We start from the raw sequence: 13,919 nt of genomic DNA on the forward strand, positions 1-13,919 counted from the left end.
ACCAGATGTAGATGTAAAAGATCCCGATCTTCGAATAAATATTCATATTCATAATAATGATTGTAACGTATCATTAGACAGTTCTGGTTACTCATTACATAAAAGAGGTTATCGTACGGCAACGAATATCGCACCTATAAATGAAGTATTAGCTTCTGGCTTGCTTCTATTAAGTGGCTGGGATGGTCAGTCAGATTTTCTTGATCCTATGTGTGGTAGTGGTACTATGCTGACTGAAGCCGCTATGATAGCTTGTAATATACCGGCCAATATTAATAGAAAAGGATTTGCTTTTGAAAAATGGTCAGACTTTGATGCTGATTTATTTGAGAAAATTATTGATTCTTGCTTAAAGAAAACCAGAGAGTTTCATTTTAAAATTATTGGTTACGATAAAGCACCCTCTGCGGTAAGAAAGGCTCAAGATAATATTGAAAATGCTAATCTAACCGACTATATTACGGTAGAAAGAAAAGATTTTTTCAAAACCGAAAAAGAATCACAAGGCACACTACATATGTGTTTTAACCCTCCATACGGTGAGCGATTAGATATTGAAATGGAGAACTTTTACAGTGCGATAGGTGATACCTTAAAGCAAGGATACCCAGGTACGAATGCATGGTTTATAACAAGTAATTTACCAGCTTTAAAGTTTGTAGGTCTAAGACCATCTCGTAAAATTAAAGTGTTTAACAGCCACTTAGAGTCTCGATTGGTGAAGTACGAGATGTACGAAGGAAGTAAGAAGGCAAAATTTCAAAAAAATACGGAAGAATGAAGCTAAATCACAAAGTTCTAATCTATAATTTTTTGAGTTTCGCGGTACTATTTGTTTTATTTCGTTACATTTTATACATCTCTGTAACTATGAACTCTCTTTATTTATCAGCTATTGCCGCTATTACTGCTTCTTTTTTAGCTCCTAAATTTGCTGTTGCCAAAATTGAAGGTGTCGATAAAATTGTGATGAAATGGATTTTTATAAAGGGTTTTAAAACTTTATAGACGCTCTTTTGGTTTTGGTGGACCTTGGGGTTCACTAGATAATTCAATCTTTTTCTTGATCTTATTCTTCTTTTTATAGAGCGGTAAGAAATAAGAAATGCTGTAGTTATAGCCTATCCCGAAATTACTATCCCAGGTTACCTTATTAAAACCTGGTATCCAAAGATTAGGGAATCTGTCAAAATCATTATTATTGGAAGATACAATGAGACCTAAGCGTATACTTGCGCCCACATACACGTTAGAGAATAATTCTACTTTTGTACCAAAAACACCCTCTAACCAAGTGACATTTAGACCAGAAAATTTCTCAGGTATATCAGAGCCGTTTGCAAATCCGTCAGGACTCCAATATCTATTCGTGTCAAAATATTGATAATTGTTAAGTGTGTTATCGAATGTGCTAAATGCCAATCGACCACCCATATAAATTAAGTTTCGCTCACCGTACCAGTTTGCATAATTATTTTTGTTTACACCTATTTTTATATAATTGCCAGAAGTGGTAAAATTATATAAATCTTCTTGTCGTGTTTTCTCTTCAGTCCCTATCTCTGCAGCTAAATATAAATTTTGAGTTAGTCTATAATCTGCAACTATTTCAAAGCCTTTATAATTATCATCTAAAGCTCCTGTTATAATTCTTCTTAAATCAATACCCAAGCCTAAGCCATATGACTGTTTATAACCGACAGTATCTTTTGGGTTTAGATCAATAGGCTTGCTTTGGCTAAATGCCGAACAAGTAATTAATAGGAGTAAAAGATTAATGAAATATCTTGACATGTGTAGAATCTGAGTTGGGGACTAACGATTGTGTTATTTCGATATCTTGAATCCAATTATTGGTGTCTGCTGTTACCTCGGCTACTAATTCATCATAATTGACTATAAAACCACAGCCACGAGAGAGAAAGTCTTCAATTCTTGAATACGTAAAAGTTATGGTATCAACATTGCCTGTTTCTGTACCATCTTCGGCTGCAGCAGAACTATTTATGAGTATAAAACTAGTAGTGTTCTCATCTGTTTTTAATGGAATGGATATGGTACTCAAATTGCTGCGGTCTGTTACTGTATTTACGGTTACCGTTTGTCCAACACCTACAACTCTCAAAGTTGGAACTTGCTTTAAAGTTGTGGTATCTGAAATATCGTAAAATTCTATGACCAATAGGGGAGTGTCACCTTCTACGCAGATATCATCTTTCTCGCATGATGACGAGAGAACTATCCCTAGAAAAATCAATAATCCGATTTGAAATCTTCTCATTTTAAACTTTCTTTTCTAAAAGTACAACATTTTCTACGTGATGGGTCTGTGGAAACATGTCTACAGGTTGAACTCTAGTGACAGTATACATTTCTTTCATCATTTCTAAATCTCTAGCCTGTGTAGCGCTGTTACAGCTTACATAGACAACCTTTTTAGGAGCAATGTTCAATATTTGTTGAACTACATCTTTGTGCATACCATCGCGTGGTGGGTCTGTAATAATTACATCTGGCACTCCATTCTGAGCTATAAATTGTTCGTTGAAAACATTTTTCATATCACCGACAAAGAAATCTACGTTCTCAATTTCATTACGAACAGCATTTGCCTTTGCATCTAATATAGCTTCAGGTACCGATTCTATACCTACTACTTTCTTTGCCTTCTTAGCAACAAATTGAGCAATAGTTCCTGTACCTGTGTACAGATCGTACACCAATTCATCACCTTTTAAATCAGCGAAATCTCTGGTTATTTTATATAACTCGTAAGCTTGTTCTGAATTTGTTTGATAAAAAGATTTTGCATTAATTTTGAATTTCAATCCTTCCATTTCTTCGAAAATATGATCTCGACCAGAAAAACAGATGATTTCTTGATCGTAAATGGTATCGTTCTGTTTCGGATTGATAACATATAATAAAGAGGTAATCTCTGGAAACGTTTTAGCAAGATGATTTAGAAGCAATTCTCTTTTCTCTTTATCATCTTCAAAAAACTGAACCATTACCATTATTTCACCAATAGATGTTGTACGAAGCATAAGAGTTCGCAACATACCATATTGATTACGCGGATTGAAAAAAGTTAATCCGTTTTCAACGGCAAATCTTTTAGTTTCTATACGAATGGCATTTGATGGGTCTTTTTGAAGGTGACATTTTTTAATATCCAATATCTTATCCCACATGCCTGGTATATGAAAACCTAATGCATTTTTATCTTCAATTTGATTGTCAGATTGTATTTCGTCAAGAGTTAACCAACGGCTATCAGAAAATGAAAATTCCATTTTGTTTCTGTAGAAGTATTGTTGTGCCGAGCCAAGTATAGGTATCATTTCTGGTAAATCTAAATGCCCGATTCTTTTTAAGTTATTCTCTACTTCTTTCTGCTTATAAAAAAGTTGATGTTCATAGCCCATATCTTGCCATTTGCAACCCCCACAAACGCCAAAATGTTGACAAACAGGATCAACACGTTTGTCTGATAATGTATGAAAGTTAATGGCTGTACCTTCAAAATATGCTTTTCGCTTTTTTGTGGTTTGTACATCAACTACATCACCCGGTACTGTATTATTTAAGAAAATTACCCTGCCATCTGGGGCTTTACCTATAGTTTTTCCTTTTGCAGCTGCATCGGTTACCGTTACATTTTCAAAAACTAGTCGATTTGTCTTTTTTCGCATGACGCAAAAATAAATGGTTTCTTTGAAATGAGAAGCAGTTGTTGATAGTATTAACAAGATATTGGAACCATTCGCCGTAATTATTATATTTACAGTCAATAATTCGTATTTTTGAGATTCTACAAGGATGATTTCTCTCCCACGCTGAATTTTCGCCCCGATAACTTTTCGGGATTTGAAAGGAAAAAGGTATAGAAGGAATTGCTAAAGTTTTATTTAAAGTAATTTTTATCATGTCAATTTTAGAAAACATCACTTCTAAAGATGCAATCGCATTAGAAGAAAAACACGGAGCTCACAATTATCACCCATTACCTGTTGTATTAAGCAAAGGCGAAGGTGTTCATGTTTGGGATGTGGAAGGGAAAAAGTATTATGATTTTCTTTCTGCTTACTCTGCCGTAAATCAAGGTCATTGCCACCCAAAAATCGTAAATGCAATGACAGAACAGGCTAAGACCTTGTCTTTGACCTCTAGAGCATTTTATAATGATATGTTGGGTAAATATGAGAAGTATGCTACCGAGACTTTTCATTTCGACAAATTGTTGCCTATGAATACTGGTGCCGAGGCGGTAGAGACTGCTTTGAAGATTTGTAGAAAATGGGCTTACGAGAAAAAAGGTATAGCAGAGAACAAGGCTGAAATAGTTGTTTGCGAGAATAATTTTCATGGTCGTACAACGACGATTATCTCTTTTTCTAATGATCCAGTAGCTCGTAAGAACTTCGGACCTTATACTGACGGATTTATTAAAATTGAATATGACAATTTATCGGCTCTTGAAGAGGTTTTAAAATCAAATTCAAATGTTGCCGGCTTTTTAGTAGAACCTATTCAAGGTGAAGCGGGAGTTTATGTGCCTTCTGAAGGTTACTTAAGCGGAGCAAAGGCATTGTGTGAAAAATATAATGTATTGTTCATTGCTGATGAAGTACAAACAGGTATTGCTAGAACAGGTCGTTTATTGGCAACTTGTGGTAACTGTTCTTGTTCAGATAAGCATTGTAGTGGTACACCTGAAATAAAGCCAGATATATTAATTCTAGGTAAAGCGCTTTCTGGTGGTGCCTACCCAGTTTCGGCAGTTTTGGCAAATGATGCCATTATTAATGTTATACGACCAGGAAACCATGGTAGTACTTTTGGAGGTAACCCAATTGCTGCTGCTGTTGGTATGGCTGCTTTAGAAGTCGTAAAAGACGAGAAGCTTGCACAAAATGCCTTTGAATTAGGAGAGCTTTTTAGATCGGAACTAAATAAGTTTATACCTACTACCGATTTGGTAAATAGTGTTCGTGGAAAAGGTCTTTTAAATGCAATTCTAATTAATGACAGCGAAGATAGTTCTACTGCTTGGGATATTTGTATGGCCTTAAAGGAAAACGGATTATTAGCTAAACCTACCCACGGTAATATTATTCGTTTTGCACCACCATTGGTGATGACGAAAGAACAACTTTTAGATTGTGTTTCAATTATTATAAAAACACTGAAAGAGTTTAAAAAATAGGAATAAAAAATCCCCGATGTAAATCGGGGATTTTTTTTTGATTATTATTTTCTTATTGAAAATCGGCTGTCATAAAGAAAGCCATTATCAATCCGAAGTATAAAATGACAAACATTAGGTAGATAAGGGCTAAAGCCAGACCTACATAAGAAAGAATTCTTCCTGTACTAATATTTTCGTACCCTCTATAATTACCAGGGTTAGCCTCGTAATGTCTCTTTGCGGTTTTAGCATTGCTTAAACCGATGAAACTGAATATGGCACCGAAAGGGCCACAACAAAAAAGGGTTAGCACAATAGATAAAATGCCAAAAGTTAATGCATTGCTAGAACCTGGTATTTGTTGGTACTCTGTATTGTTCATTTAGTTGTTTAATAAATCATTCATCCGCTCTTGAATCAATTCTTGATCTTGGCTCATCATAACATCCCAGCCAATCCACATTATGAACCAAATTAGAAATATTATGAAAAGTATATTTAATACTAGCCCAATTATAGAGACCACTTTAGCAGTTTTTAACGCTGAGTAATTAGTATAATCTTGAGGGTTGGCATTGTAGGTTTTAGTGCTATTTATTGCCAAAATAAGACCTACAACACTTAATATTAAGCCAAGGATACCATAGCACCAGCAAAGTAAAATAGATGCAATGCCAAGTACTAATATTAGCGTTACATTGGGTAATTTTTGTTGTTCCATAATTTAAAGGTTTAGTTAATTAGATGAATTTTAAAATATAATTGGTCAATATAAAACCTACGGTGCTAACCATAAGTGTAATGGTAATAGTATTTGAATGTTTAACAGGATAAAACTTATTGAATCCTAAAAAAGCAAATAAAGCCAACATAGGATAAATGGCAGGATACATTAGAAAAGCAGAGGCAAATTCACCTTTGATTAAAAATAACAGTGAACGTTGTAAACCACAGCCAGGGCAATCAACGCCTAATAACTGCTTAGTGAAACAGGGTAGCATGAAACTTTCTAATCCCAAAAAAATGATTAATGCCTTAAAGCGCATCTCCAAATAAATTAATAGTCCGAAAATTACCATTATTTTTGTGTATTCAAAACAAAAACATGTCTCATTTTAATATTGGCGATACAGTAGAAACAATTGATGATGTCATAAAAGGCGTTGTAGAATCTATTAATGGCTCTAATATTACCATGTTGAGCGATGATGGCTTCCCTTTAATATTTGCTGCTCATGAACTGGTTTTGATCGCTGATGATATAAGGGTATCGAATTACGAGATTGCACAAATTAAAAAGGAAAAAGAAATACCTAAGCGAAGAAAAACTACCGTTCAGAAAATAAAAGAACGTACCGCCCCAAAAATGGAAGTTGATTTGCACATTAATCAATTAATGAAAAACCCTAAGTCTATCGGTAAGTTTGAAATGCTGAATCTACAGTTAGATACCGCCAAACGCCAGTTAGATTTTGCAATCAGTAAAAGAATACAAAAAGTCGTCTTTATACACGGGGTAGGTGAGGGTGTGCTAAAAGAAGAATTGGGCTATTTGTTCGGTAAATATGACAATGTCAAATTCTACGATGCCGATTATCAAAAATATGGACTAGGAGCAACCGAAGTCTATATTATGCAGAATTTTTAAATTACTCTGCCGTTGTGGTTACCGTACCAAATTCATTTACTTGCAAATCTGTAATTCTACTACCGTTTTCATTTAAAAACGTAACACCGCTTAATTGAATAGTATGGGTAAATGTAATACTATCTTCGGTCGAAGTAGTTACGATTATGCTACCACCTTCAGCTTCAATTTCTTCTAAAACGGTAGGTGTAAGTGGTGGTGGTGAATCGCAAAAATATGCACTTGTTACCGTCTCGGAGAATATTCGATAACTAATTTGCGAACTACCAGGTACTGCACTTTCTAAACTAGAAGCGGTTACTTCGTTTTTTAATAGTCCGCTATCAATGGTCAAAATCAATGCCTCATCGCCATTTATCTTAAACACAACATTTTCAGTCGATGCAGACACAGTATCACAACTTTGAACGGTTTCTATACTATCAAAATCTACGGTTTCTATTTGCAAGTCACCATCATTACATCCAAGGAGCAAAATCGAACAACCAATCAAGAGGTATTTTTTCATAATTCAAATTTAATTTAAAAATTGTAAATGTGTCTGTCGCATCAAGGTCAATTATAGGTTAATTAACTATTTTTGTCCTTTATGTATTTAAGAGTACGCCTTTATGAAAAATGTATATTTAGATAACGCAGCTACTACACAAGTTCACCCTAATGTTATTGCGAAAATGCAAGATGCCTTAGGTACTTATGGCAACCCTTCTTCTACCCACAGTTTCGGTAGAACTGCAAAGACGGCCATTGAAAGTGCTCGTAAAACTATTGCTAAGTATATAAACGCGCAACCTTCAGAAATTATATTTACTTCGGGTGGTACCGAGGCAGATAATATGATTATTAGATGTGCTGTTCGAGATTTAGATGTAAAAACTATTATTACTACGAGAATTGAGCACCATGCTGTTCTGCATACGGTAGAAGAGTTGGAACAGACAGGTTTTGTAGAAGTGTTGTATGTAAATTTAGATGCATTTGGTAACCCTGATGTGGCACATTTAGAAACTTTATTGCAAAAAGATGATTCTAAGAAGTTGGTCAGCTTAATGCACGTGAACAATGAAATAGGTAATAAAATCGACTTAGAAGAAATTACCCTATTGTCAAAGAAATATGGTGCTTTAGTTCATTCTGATACTGTGCAATCTTTAGGGCATTATAATTGGGATGTAAAAGCATTTCCTATTGATTTCTTAGCCGCGGCAGCGCACAAATTTCACGGACCAAAAGGTATCGGATTTGCTTTTATTCGTAAAAATTCTGGACTAAGTTGTATGATTTCTGGGGGTTCGCAAGAACGCGGACTTAGAGCTGGTACGGAGTCTTTTCATAATATTGTGGGGTTGGAAGAAGCTTTTATTCATGCTTACGATAATTTAGAGGAAGAGAAGAAGTATGTAGAAAGCCTGAAATCTTATTTCATAGAGAAGATAAATAAAGATATACCTGATGCTACGTTTAATGGGCATTCTGGTGATATGGAAAAGAGTACATATACCTTGGTCAATGTATGTTTACCTATTACAGAAGCTAAAGCAATGCTATTGTTGTTCAATTTAGATATGAAAGGCATCGCCTGTTCTAAAGGTAGTGCATGCCAGTCTGGTAGTGATGCCGGTTCTCATGTTCTTACGCAAATTCTGTCTGCTGAAGATATGAAAAAGCCATCTGTGCGCTTTTCATTTTCTACTTACAATACCAAAGAAGATATTGATTATACCATTGGCATTCTAAAGGATATAATAGAAGCGTAATTAGCTTTTGTTTCGATCGCGTTTACGTTCTCTTTCATAAGGGAATTTTCTAATAGCCAATTTCATCATACGATCAATAAGGTCAGTGGTATTTTTACCGGTTTTCTTATTGATTTCCTTTTCGTATTTCCATAACAGTTTACCAGAGTAGCCATCACTGATTTTTATACCTATTCTACCATAATTTGCGCCACCAGAGAAGTAATCTGTAAAACTAAATTCTGTTGGCACACCATTAGATAAAAGTATATTCAAATCTAAAGTGCCGCTTATAATACCATCAACACCTAAAATTTCACTCAATTCTTTGGTGGTATATACGTCAATATTATCGTAGCGAATGTTGTTCTTAGCTAATATAGCTGTAGTATTTTCAATGTTTTGAAAGGTTACCGGTAATTTTTTCTTTTTGCTACGTTTAGAAAAATAGGTTTCTAAGGCATTTTGCACGGCATATCCTTCATTTTCTTCAAGCCTCTTTTGTTCAGTTTTAGATAATTTACTGTTGAGATCCAAATTAGTAAGAAATGGTATAATGGCTAAAACATTGTGATCAGCACTTAAGTCATCAAAATTCGGACTTTCGTAAATGTTTTTCTGAGCCGCTACGGTTAGGGAAGAAATCAGTGCTAGTAAGAAAAGTATTCTTTTCATTTTTAGTGTTTAAAGGCGAATTCCTAATCGTAAATTCAATACTCTCGATGTAAGGTAATTTGGCACTGCATACTCATTTTTGCTGTCCGCATCCCTAACCCAAGTATTGGTAATCGAATTTTGGTTGTTGAATAAATTGAAAATTTCAAAACCTAAACTCAATTCTTTAAAATTATGAAGCCAATGTGTTGTTGGAAATTGTTTTTCCTTGTTTGCAAAAATATAGGAAATTCCTAAATCTGCACGTTTATAATCTCTTAATCTATTCTGAAAAATGTACGGATCTGCATAACTGGGCGAACCACCTGGCACACCTGTTTGATAAACCAAATTCAAATACATTTTTAAATCAGGAATTGTGGGAATATAATCTTGAAATAGTATCGCGAATTTTACCCGTTGATCTGTTGGGCGTGGTATGTATCCTCTATCATTTCTATTTTCCTCGGTTTTTAAATACCCCAGGCTAACCCATGACTCTGTACCTGGTACAAAGGCACCATTTAATCTAACTTCTGCACCATAGACATAAGCTTCAGTGTTATTGTTCGCCGCGTAGCGTATGCGAACATCTTCGAGTGTATATGGGTTTACGTTTTCTAATTTTTTGTAATAAGCTTCACTGATCAACGTAAAAGGTCTGTCCCACAATTGAAAACTATATTCATTACCCGCAACAATATGAAAAGATTTCTGAGCCTTAACATTGGGTTGAATTGTTCCAGTACTGTCTCTTAATTCTCTATAAAATGGTGGTTGGTGGTATACACCTGCAGATAACCTAAAGAGCATATCTTTCTCCCATTCTGGTTTAATGGCAAACTGTGCACGCGGACTAATTACGGTTTGCGATGCTTTTTCTACTCCGGTTCCACTGACCGTCCAATGATGAGAACGCACACCTATGTTATAATATATATCAGCATTGTTCCATGTTTTATGTGTTCCTAATTGTACAAAGCCCGAAAACCGATTTGTTTTTACAAAATTTAGAGCGTTTAATCCATCGTATGCTTCTAAAGGAGCAGTAAATGGTTCAGAAGGTTGGTTTTTTATAAATTCTGCCCTCGGTGGTCTTATCGAAAATCCGGCAGAGTCGATAAATTCAGATTCTCGCAATTGATCTCGTATATCTTCATGAGTATATTTTGCTCCCCATTCCAATACAGAATTATCCATCTTATGTAATCCCTTATGCTCTAAATTAAAAATGAGCGCATCTAAATCATTTCGAGTTCGGTTAAACTGAGAACCGACACCACGAGATGTCAATACTTCACCGGCAGAACTACTGCCCAAATTACTATCTACTTCGCCAAGTTCGTATGCTGCAACAACATCTGAGTATTCTTCTTCTGTTGTGTGATATATAGATGAAATAAGTTTTAGGGTAGTCTGCTCATTTAAGATATAGCTTCCTTTTAAAGCACCTAAAGCAGTGGTGTATTTATTCGTTTCTTGACCTTCGTAATACACTACTAATGCCTGCGGATTATCTATGGTGCCAAAATTTGTCTGTCGGTTTAAAGGTTCGTTTTTATAATCATTGACCGCAATGTTGCCTAAAAAGTTTAGCTGAAATTTAGGGGAAGTATGATAGGTTAAATAACTTTGAATATCTGTAAATGCCGGATTGAAGTTACTTTGCGTCTGTTGACTATTCACCAATAACGAATTGTTGCGATACCGAACGCCAGAAACCGAGCTTAATTTTTGATTTTTAGAAACAGTTTCTAAACTTGCGCTAGCACCCAAGAAACTTACATCTGCCCGAAGTGAAAATAGGGTAGGGGTCTTGTATGTAATATCCAAAACCGATGCCAATTTATCACCATACTTGGCTTGAAATCCGCCAGCGGAAAATTTTACGTTTTGTACTAAATCGCTATTTACAAAACTTAGTCCCTCTTGTTGAGCAGAGCGAATTAAGAAAGGTCTATACACCTCAATTTCATTTACATATACTAGATTTTCATCGTAGTTGCCACCACGAACCGCGTATTGTGTGCTTAATTCGTTATTAGAAGATACACCTGGCAGTAATTTTAAAATTGTTTCAACACCTGAATTAGCGCCTGGTATTTTTCTTATTTTTTCTGGTGAAATTGTTAATATGCTGCTTACGTTTCTTTCGCCGGTTGCAGATACGGTTACGCCATCTATCTGCGTAATATCACTTTTTAAAATCGGGTTGAACTCAAATGTTTCGTTCGTAGTCAGAATCAAATTTTCTAAAACCACATCTTTGTAAGCAATGTGTGAAAAAACGATTGTGTTTTCTTCATCTGAAGTGAGTTCTAGAATATAAAATCCGTCAGAATTTGTGGTAGTTCCTAAACCACTTGCTGTTATATTGACATTAGGTAAAGGTTCGTTGCCATCACCTAATACAATTCCCGAAATAGTAGCATTCTGCGCAAAACCAAAGGAGCTGCACAGCAGTAGTATCAGGCTAAGAACGTTAAGTAATTTCAACTATATTATTTTCTATAAAAAGAGGTGGTTAAGGTGTTTGCATTGCCTACATTATCTGTAACGGTAACTTCAAGAACACATTGTGTTTTGTCTTCTATCTTATCGTCAAAATTATAGGTCAATGTATTACGTTTTGGTTCGTATTCCATAAGAATCCATTCCCCATTCAAGGTTGCCGAATAGGTATCTACACCACTTAAATCATCCGCTATTTGAACACTTAGATATTTGTAATTGTTAAGCCATTGTTTCTCTTTAAAATTTTTGGTTCTAATGGTTGGCGCAACAGAATCTCTAGCTAAAGTATAGGTGCCTAAATTACGGGTGCGAGTAGTAAATTCATTACCTCTTTTATAGGTGTTTGCGTGGTTGGGTCTAAGTTTGTCATCTAATCTTGCAATAAATAATTGCTTTTGTATCTCGTTCGAATATTTTGAAACATCAAACGTAATGGTGAAATTTCTATGTGCCGGTACCGTACTGTTATGAATGGTTACTGTGTCTTTTCCTTTTTTTAGATCGATATAAAAATCTTCGTAAAAGGTATTGGTGGGAAAGTATACTTTAGCGGCGCCTAAATCAAAATTATTTGGTTTTTTGGCAATTACGTAATTATCGGTTTTGGCAATTTCTTTTTTGTTTCCCAATAAATTTTTAGTGCCAACAATGGGTATATTCAACACAATTTTATTACCGGCATAATCTTTAATCAATAATTTGGCGGTGTAGCTTAAACCATTGGCTACCGAAATTGATCCCTTGTTGTAGAGTTCCTTATAAATATTTAGGTTATTACCCGCCGATTTAAAACTCTTTTGAATACGCTCTCTTGTTCGCCCATAATAATCGTAATCTACCAAAGTGTTTATATATCTGGTTTCACCGAATGAAAATGATTCGAAGTCGTAAAGTGAATATATTTTGCCGTTTACACTTAGTTCAACACTATAGACTCCGTTTTTATTTGCAGCCATATCTAACCTATCAAAACCAACGAAACCGATTCCGATATCACCAAGGGCAGATACTTTATCTGCTAAAAATGTACCGTCGCTCTGTTTACTGAAATTAATTTGCGTTCTCTCATAATTACTATTTACATGAGACTTGTCATTTAAGGGATACGCGAAAAGTTTTTCAATTATAGGGTTGGTGGCATCGGCAACGTCTAAACCATACATTAACGGGTTGGTCGGCTTTTCAGAAATACTACTTCTAATTTCGAAATGTAAATGCGGACCAGCAGAACCACCCGTGTTACCGCTATAAGCAATTAATTCGCCTTTCGATACTTTTAACTCTCCGTAATCAGGAAATACCTCTACTTCAAAAGATTTTTTATCGTACTGTAGTTTTTTTATATAAGCTTCGATAGCGGGAGAGAATTTTTGAAGATGCCCGTAAACAGAAGTGTATCCATTAGGGTGAGCGATGTAAAGAACTTTGCCATAACCCCAAAGTGAGACTTTAATACGGGTAATAGTACCATCGCCGATAGCGTTTATAGGAATGCCTTCTCGTTGTTGCGTTTTAATGTCAATACCAGAATGAAAATGATTAGAACGTAGTTCGCCAAATGTACCCGCTAAAATAATGGGGATATCCATTGGTGGTCCAAAAGCATCTTTCGGATAATTTTCTTGTGCGAAAAGACTAAAACAAAATAATAATAACAGACCAAGGGATATTTTTTTCATAGGTAGACAGCAATAGTGCGAAAATAATTAATCAATAACAATTCCGTGAAGTTGAGGAAGCTAAAATTATAATAAAGAGTTTATTGTAAAATAATCTGAAATTAAGAACGACAGATTTACGAATATTTCACAAAACTATTGCTAAGTCATATAATGTATGTTAACTTTGTGTAAATCGCATTGACCGTAATGTATGAGCGAGTTAATTAAAATCGTTGATTCTTTAGAAAATAAAATTAGCAAATTGTTGCATAAACTTGAGGTTTTAAACAATGCTAATATTGAATTGGAAAAAGAATTGAGGAATATAAAATCTTCACAAGAAAATACCAGTAAATCGGTATCTGAATGGGAAGAAAAATATAATTCACTCAAACTTGCAAATTCAATGCTTGGCAGTAATACAAACAAAACAGAAGCTAAGCTTAAAATAAATACATTAATACGAGAGTTGGACCATTGTATAGCTCAATTGTCGGAGTAATGTTTATAATAAT

16 protein-coding genes (1 of these 16 only partly in view) are annotated in these 13,919 nt (G+C 34.9%); 6 read left to right on the plus strand and 10 right to left on the minus strand.

Translation table 11 applies throughout. The annotated features are described in order from the left end of the window. Together ACPF9A_RS16670 and ACPF9A_RS16675 are read left to right on the plus strand one after the other, a co-directional pair. Window positions 1–781: the 3' portion of a THUMP domain-containing class I SAM-dependent RNA methyltransferase gene (locus tag ACPF9A_RS16670; RefSeq protein ID WP_423998599.1), read on the plus strand. It extends 389 nt beyond the left edge of the window; only the last 781 of its 1,170 coding nucleotides appear in the window; the start codon falls outside the window, past its left edge; its stop codon occupies window positions 779–781. Window positions 782–870: 89 nt separating this feature from the next. After that, window positions 871–1,008: a hypothetical protein gene (locus ACPF9A_RS16675; RefSeq protein WP_423998601.1), complete on the plus strand. Its 138-nt coding sequence runs from the start codon at window positions 871–873 to the stop codon at window positions 1,006–1,008. On the opposite strand, the gene ACPF9A_RS16680 is transcribed toward ACPF9A_RS16675, so the two are convergent. The 3 genes from ACPF9A_RS16680 to rlmD are packed head-to-tail and all read right to left on the minus strand — an operon-like array spanning window position 1,003 to window position 3,695. Next, a complete protein-coding gene (locus ACPF9A_RS16680; protein ID WP_423998603.1) occupies window positions 1,003–1,794 on the minus strand; it encodes a DUF6048 family protein in 792 nt (263 codons plus the stop codon). The two genes, ACPF9A_RS16675 and ACPF9A_RS16680, sit on opposite strands and share 6 nt — an antisense overlap. Beyond that, window positions 1,775–2,281 carry a DUF6452 family protein gene (locus tag ACPF9A_RS16685; protein ID WP_423998605.1) on the minus strand — a complete coding sequence of 169 codons (507 nt, stop codon included), beginning with the start codon at window positions 2,279–2,281 and terminating at the stop codon, window positions 1,775–1,777. The genes ACPF9A_RS16680 and ACPF9A_RS16685 overlap by 20 nt, the downstream gene beginning before the upstream one ends. 1 nt (window position 2,282) lies before the next feature. After that, on the minus strand, window positions 2,283–3,695 hold the full coding sequence (gene rlmD / locus ACPF9A_RS16690; protein ID WP_423998607.1) for a 23S rRNA (uracil(1939)-C(5))-methyltransferase RlmD: 1,413 nt from the start codon (window positions 3,693–3,695) through the stop codon (window positions 2,283–2,285). A 233-nt stretch (window positions 3,696–3,928) separates the two neighbouring features. Between rlmD and rocD the strand changes: the two genes are divergently transcribed. Further along, window positions 3,929–5,209 carry an ornithine--oxo-acid transaminase gene (gene rocD, locus ACPF9A_RS16695; protein WP_423998609.1) on the plus strand — a complete coding sequence of 427 codons (1,281 nt, stop codon included), beginning with the start codon at window positions 3,929–3,931 and terminating at the stop codon, window positions 5,207–5,209. Between the two features lie 52 nt (window positions 5,210–5,261). Here the strand turns inward: rocD and ACPF9A_RS16700 are convergent, their stop codons facing one another. From ACPF9A_RS16700 to ACPF9A_RS16710, 3 genes are read right to left on the minus strand one after another with little or no spacing between them, the layout of a single operon-like run. Further along, window positions 5,262–5,573, minus strand: coding sequence for a CCC motif membrane protein (locus ACPF9A_RS16700; protein WP_423998611.1), 312 nt, complete (start codon window positions 5,571–5,573; stop codon window positions 5,262–5,264). Beyond that, window positions 5,574–5,912 carry a CCC motif membrane protein gene (locus ACPF9A_RS16705; RefSeq protein WP_423998613.1) on the minus strand — a complete coding sequence of 113 codons (339 nt, stop codon included), beginning with the start codon at window positions 5,910–5,912 and terminating at the stop codon, window positions 5,574–5,576. Window positions 5,913–5,931: 19 nt separating this feature from the next. Continuing rightward, complete coding sequence (locus ACPF9A_RS16710) at window positions 5,932–6,270, minus strand: DUF2752 domain-containing protein (protein ID WP_423998615.1); 339 nt, start codon at window positions 6,268–6,270, stop codon at window positions 5,932–5,934. 26 nt (window positions 6,271–6,296) lie between these two features. Here ACPF9A_RS16710 and ACPF9A_RS16715 point away from each other — a divergent pair, with 26 nt between their 5' ends. Further along, window positions 6,297–6,839, plus strand: a complete 543-nt coding sequence (locus ACPF9A_RS16715; RefSeq protein ID WP_423998617.1) for a Smr/MutS family protein — start codon at window positions 6,297–6,299, stop codon at window positions 6,837–6,839. Between the two features lies 1 nt (window position 6,840). Here ACPF9A_RS16715 and ACPF9A_RS16720 read toward each other — a convergent pair whose 3' ends face one another. After that, window positions 6,841–7,347, minus strand: a complete 507-nt coding sequence (locus tag ACPF9A_RS16720) for a hypothetical protein (RefSeq protein WP_423998619.1) — start codon at window positions 7,345–7,347, stop codon at window positions 6,841–6,843. Between the two features lie 103 nt (window positions 7,348–7,450). On the opposite strand from ACPF9A_RS16720, the gene ACPF9A_RS16725 reads away from it, so the two are divergent. Further along, a complete protein-coding gene (locus ACPF9A_RS16725; protein WP_423998621.1) occupies window positions 7,451–8,596 on the plus strand; it encodes a cysteine desulfurase family protein in 1,146 nt (381 codons plus the stop codon). Here ACPF9A_RS16725 and ACPF9A_RS16730 read toward each other — a convergent pair whose 3' ends face one another. From ACPF9A_RS16730 to ACPF9A_RS16740, 3 genes are read right to left on the minus strand one after another with little or no spacing between them, the layout of a single operon-like run. Continuing rightward, a complete protein-coding gene (locus ACPF9A_RS16730) occupies window positions 8,597–9,250 on the minus strand; it encodes a hypothetical protein (RefSeq protein ID WP_423998623.1) in 654 nt (217 codons plus the stop codon). Between the two features lie 9 nt (window positions 9,251–9,259). Next, window positions 9,260–11,725: a TonB-dependent receptor gene (locus tag ACPF9A_RS16735; RefSeq protein ID WP_423998625.1), complete on the minus strand. Its 2,466-nt coding sequence runs from the start codon at window positions 11,723–11,725 to the stop codon at window positions 9,260–9,262. A gap of 5 nt (window positions 11,726–11,730) precedes the next feature. After that, window positions 11,731–13,422, minus strand: a complete 1,692-nt coding sequence (locus ACPF9A_RS16740) for a M23 family metallopeptidase (RefSeq protein ID WP_423998627.1) — start codon at window positions 13,420–13,422, stop codon at window positions 11,731–11,733. Between the two features lie 193 nt (window positions 13,423–13,615). On the opposite strand from ACPF9A_RS16740, the gene ACPF9A_RS16745 reads away from it, so the two are divergent. Next, the gene (locus ACPF9A_RS16745) at window positions 13,616–13,906 is read left to right on the plus strand and encodes a hypothetical protein (RefSeq protein WP_423998629.1); all 291 of its coding nucleotides are present in this window, start codon (window positions 13,616–13,618) and stop codon (window positions 13,904–13,906) included. Window positions 13,907–13,919: the final 13 nt, after the last annotated feature.

The sequence above is a fragment of the Maribacter sp. IgM3_T14_3 genome (genome assembly GCF_049603095.1).
Classification (GTDB): domain Bacteria; phylum Bacteroidota; class Bacteroidia; order Flavobacteriales; family Flavobacteriaceae; genus Maribacter.

Coding starts and splice junctions, on each gene's coding strand:
- ACPF9A_RS16675 (WP_423998601.1), top strand. CDS start 871: ATGAACTCTCTTTATTTATCAGCTATTGCCGCTATTACTGCTTCTTTT.
- ACPF9A_RS16680 (WP_423998603.1), bottom strand. CDS start 1,794: ATGTCAAGATATTTCATTAATCTTTTACTCCTATTAATTACTTGTTCG.
- ACPF9A_RS16685 (WP_423998605.1), bottom strand. CDS start 2,281: ATGAGAAGATTTCAAATCGGATTATTGATTTTTCTAGGGATAGTTCTC.
- rlmD (WP_423998607.1), bottom strand. CDS start 3,695: ATGCGAAAAAAGACAAATCGACTAGTTTTTGAAAATGTAACGGTAACC.
- rocD (WP_423998609.1), top strand. CDS start 3,929: ATGTCAATTTTAGAAAACATCACTTCTAAAGATGCAATCGCATTAGAA.
- ACPF9A_RS16700 (WP_423998611.1), bottom strand. CDS start 5,573: ATGAACAATACAGAGTACCAACAAATACCAGGTTCTAGCAATGCATTA.
- ACPF9A_RS16705 (WP_423998613.1), bottom strand. CDS start 5,912: ATGGAACAACAAAAATTACCCAATGTAACGCTAATATTAGTACTTGGC.
- ACPF9A_RS16710 (WP_423998615.1), bottom strand. CDS start 6,270: ATGGTAATTTTCGGACTATTAATTTATTTGGAGATGCGCTTTAAGGCA.
- ACPF9A_RS16715 (WP_423998617.1), top strand. CDS start 6,297: ATGTCTCATTTTAATATTGGCGATACAGTAGAAACAATTGATGATGTC.
- ACPF9A_RS16720 (WP_423998619.1), bottom strand. CDS start 7,347: ATGAAAAAATACCTCTTGATTGGTTGTTCGATTTTGCTCCTTGGATGT.
- ACPF9A_RS16725 (WP_423998621.1), top strand. CDS start 7,451: ATGAAAAATGTATATTTAGATAACGCAGCTACTACACAAGTTCACCCT.
- ACPF9A_RS16730 (WP_423998623.1), bottom strand. CDS start 9,250: ATGAAAAGAATACTTTTCTTACTAGCACTGATTTCTTCCCTAACCGTA.
- ACPF9A_RS16740 (WP_423998627.1), bottom strand. CDS start 13,422: ATGAAAAAAATATCCCTTGGTCTGTTATTATTATTTTGTTTTAGTCTT.
- ACPF9A_RS16745 (WP_423998629.1), top strand. CDS start 13,616: ATGAGCGAGTTAATTAAAATCGTTGATTCTTTAGAAAATAAAATTAGC.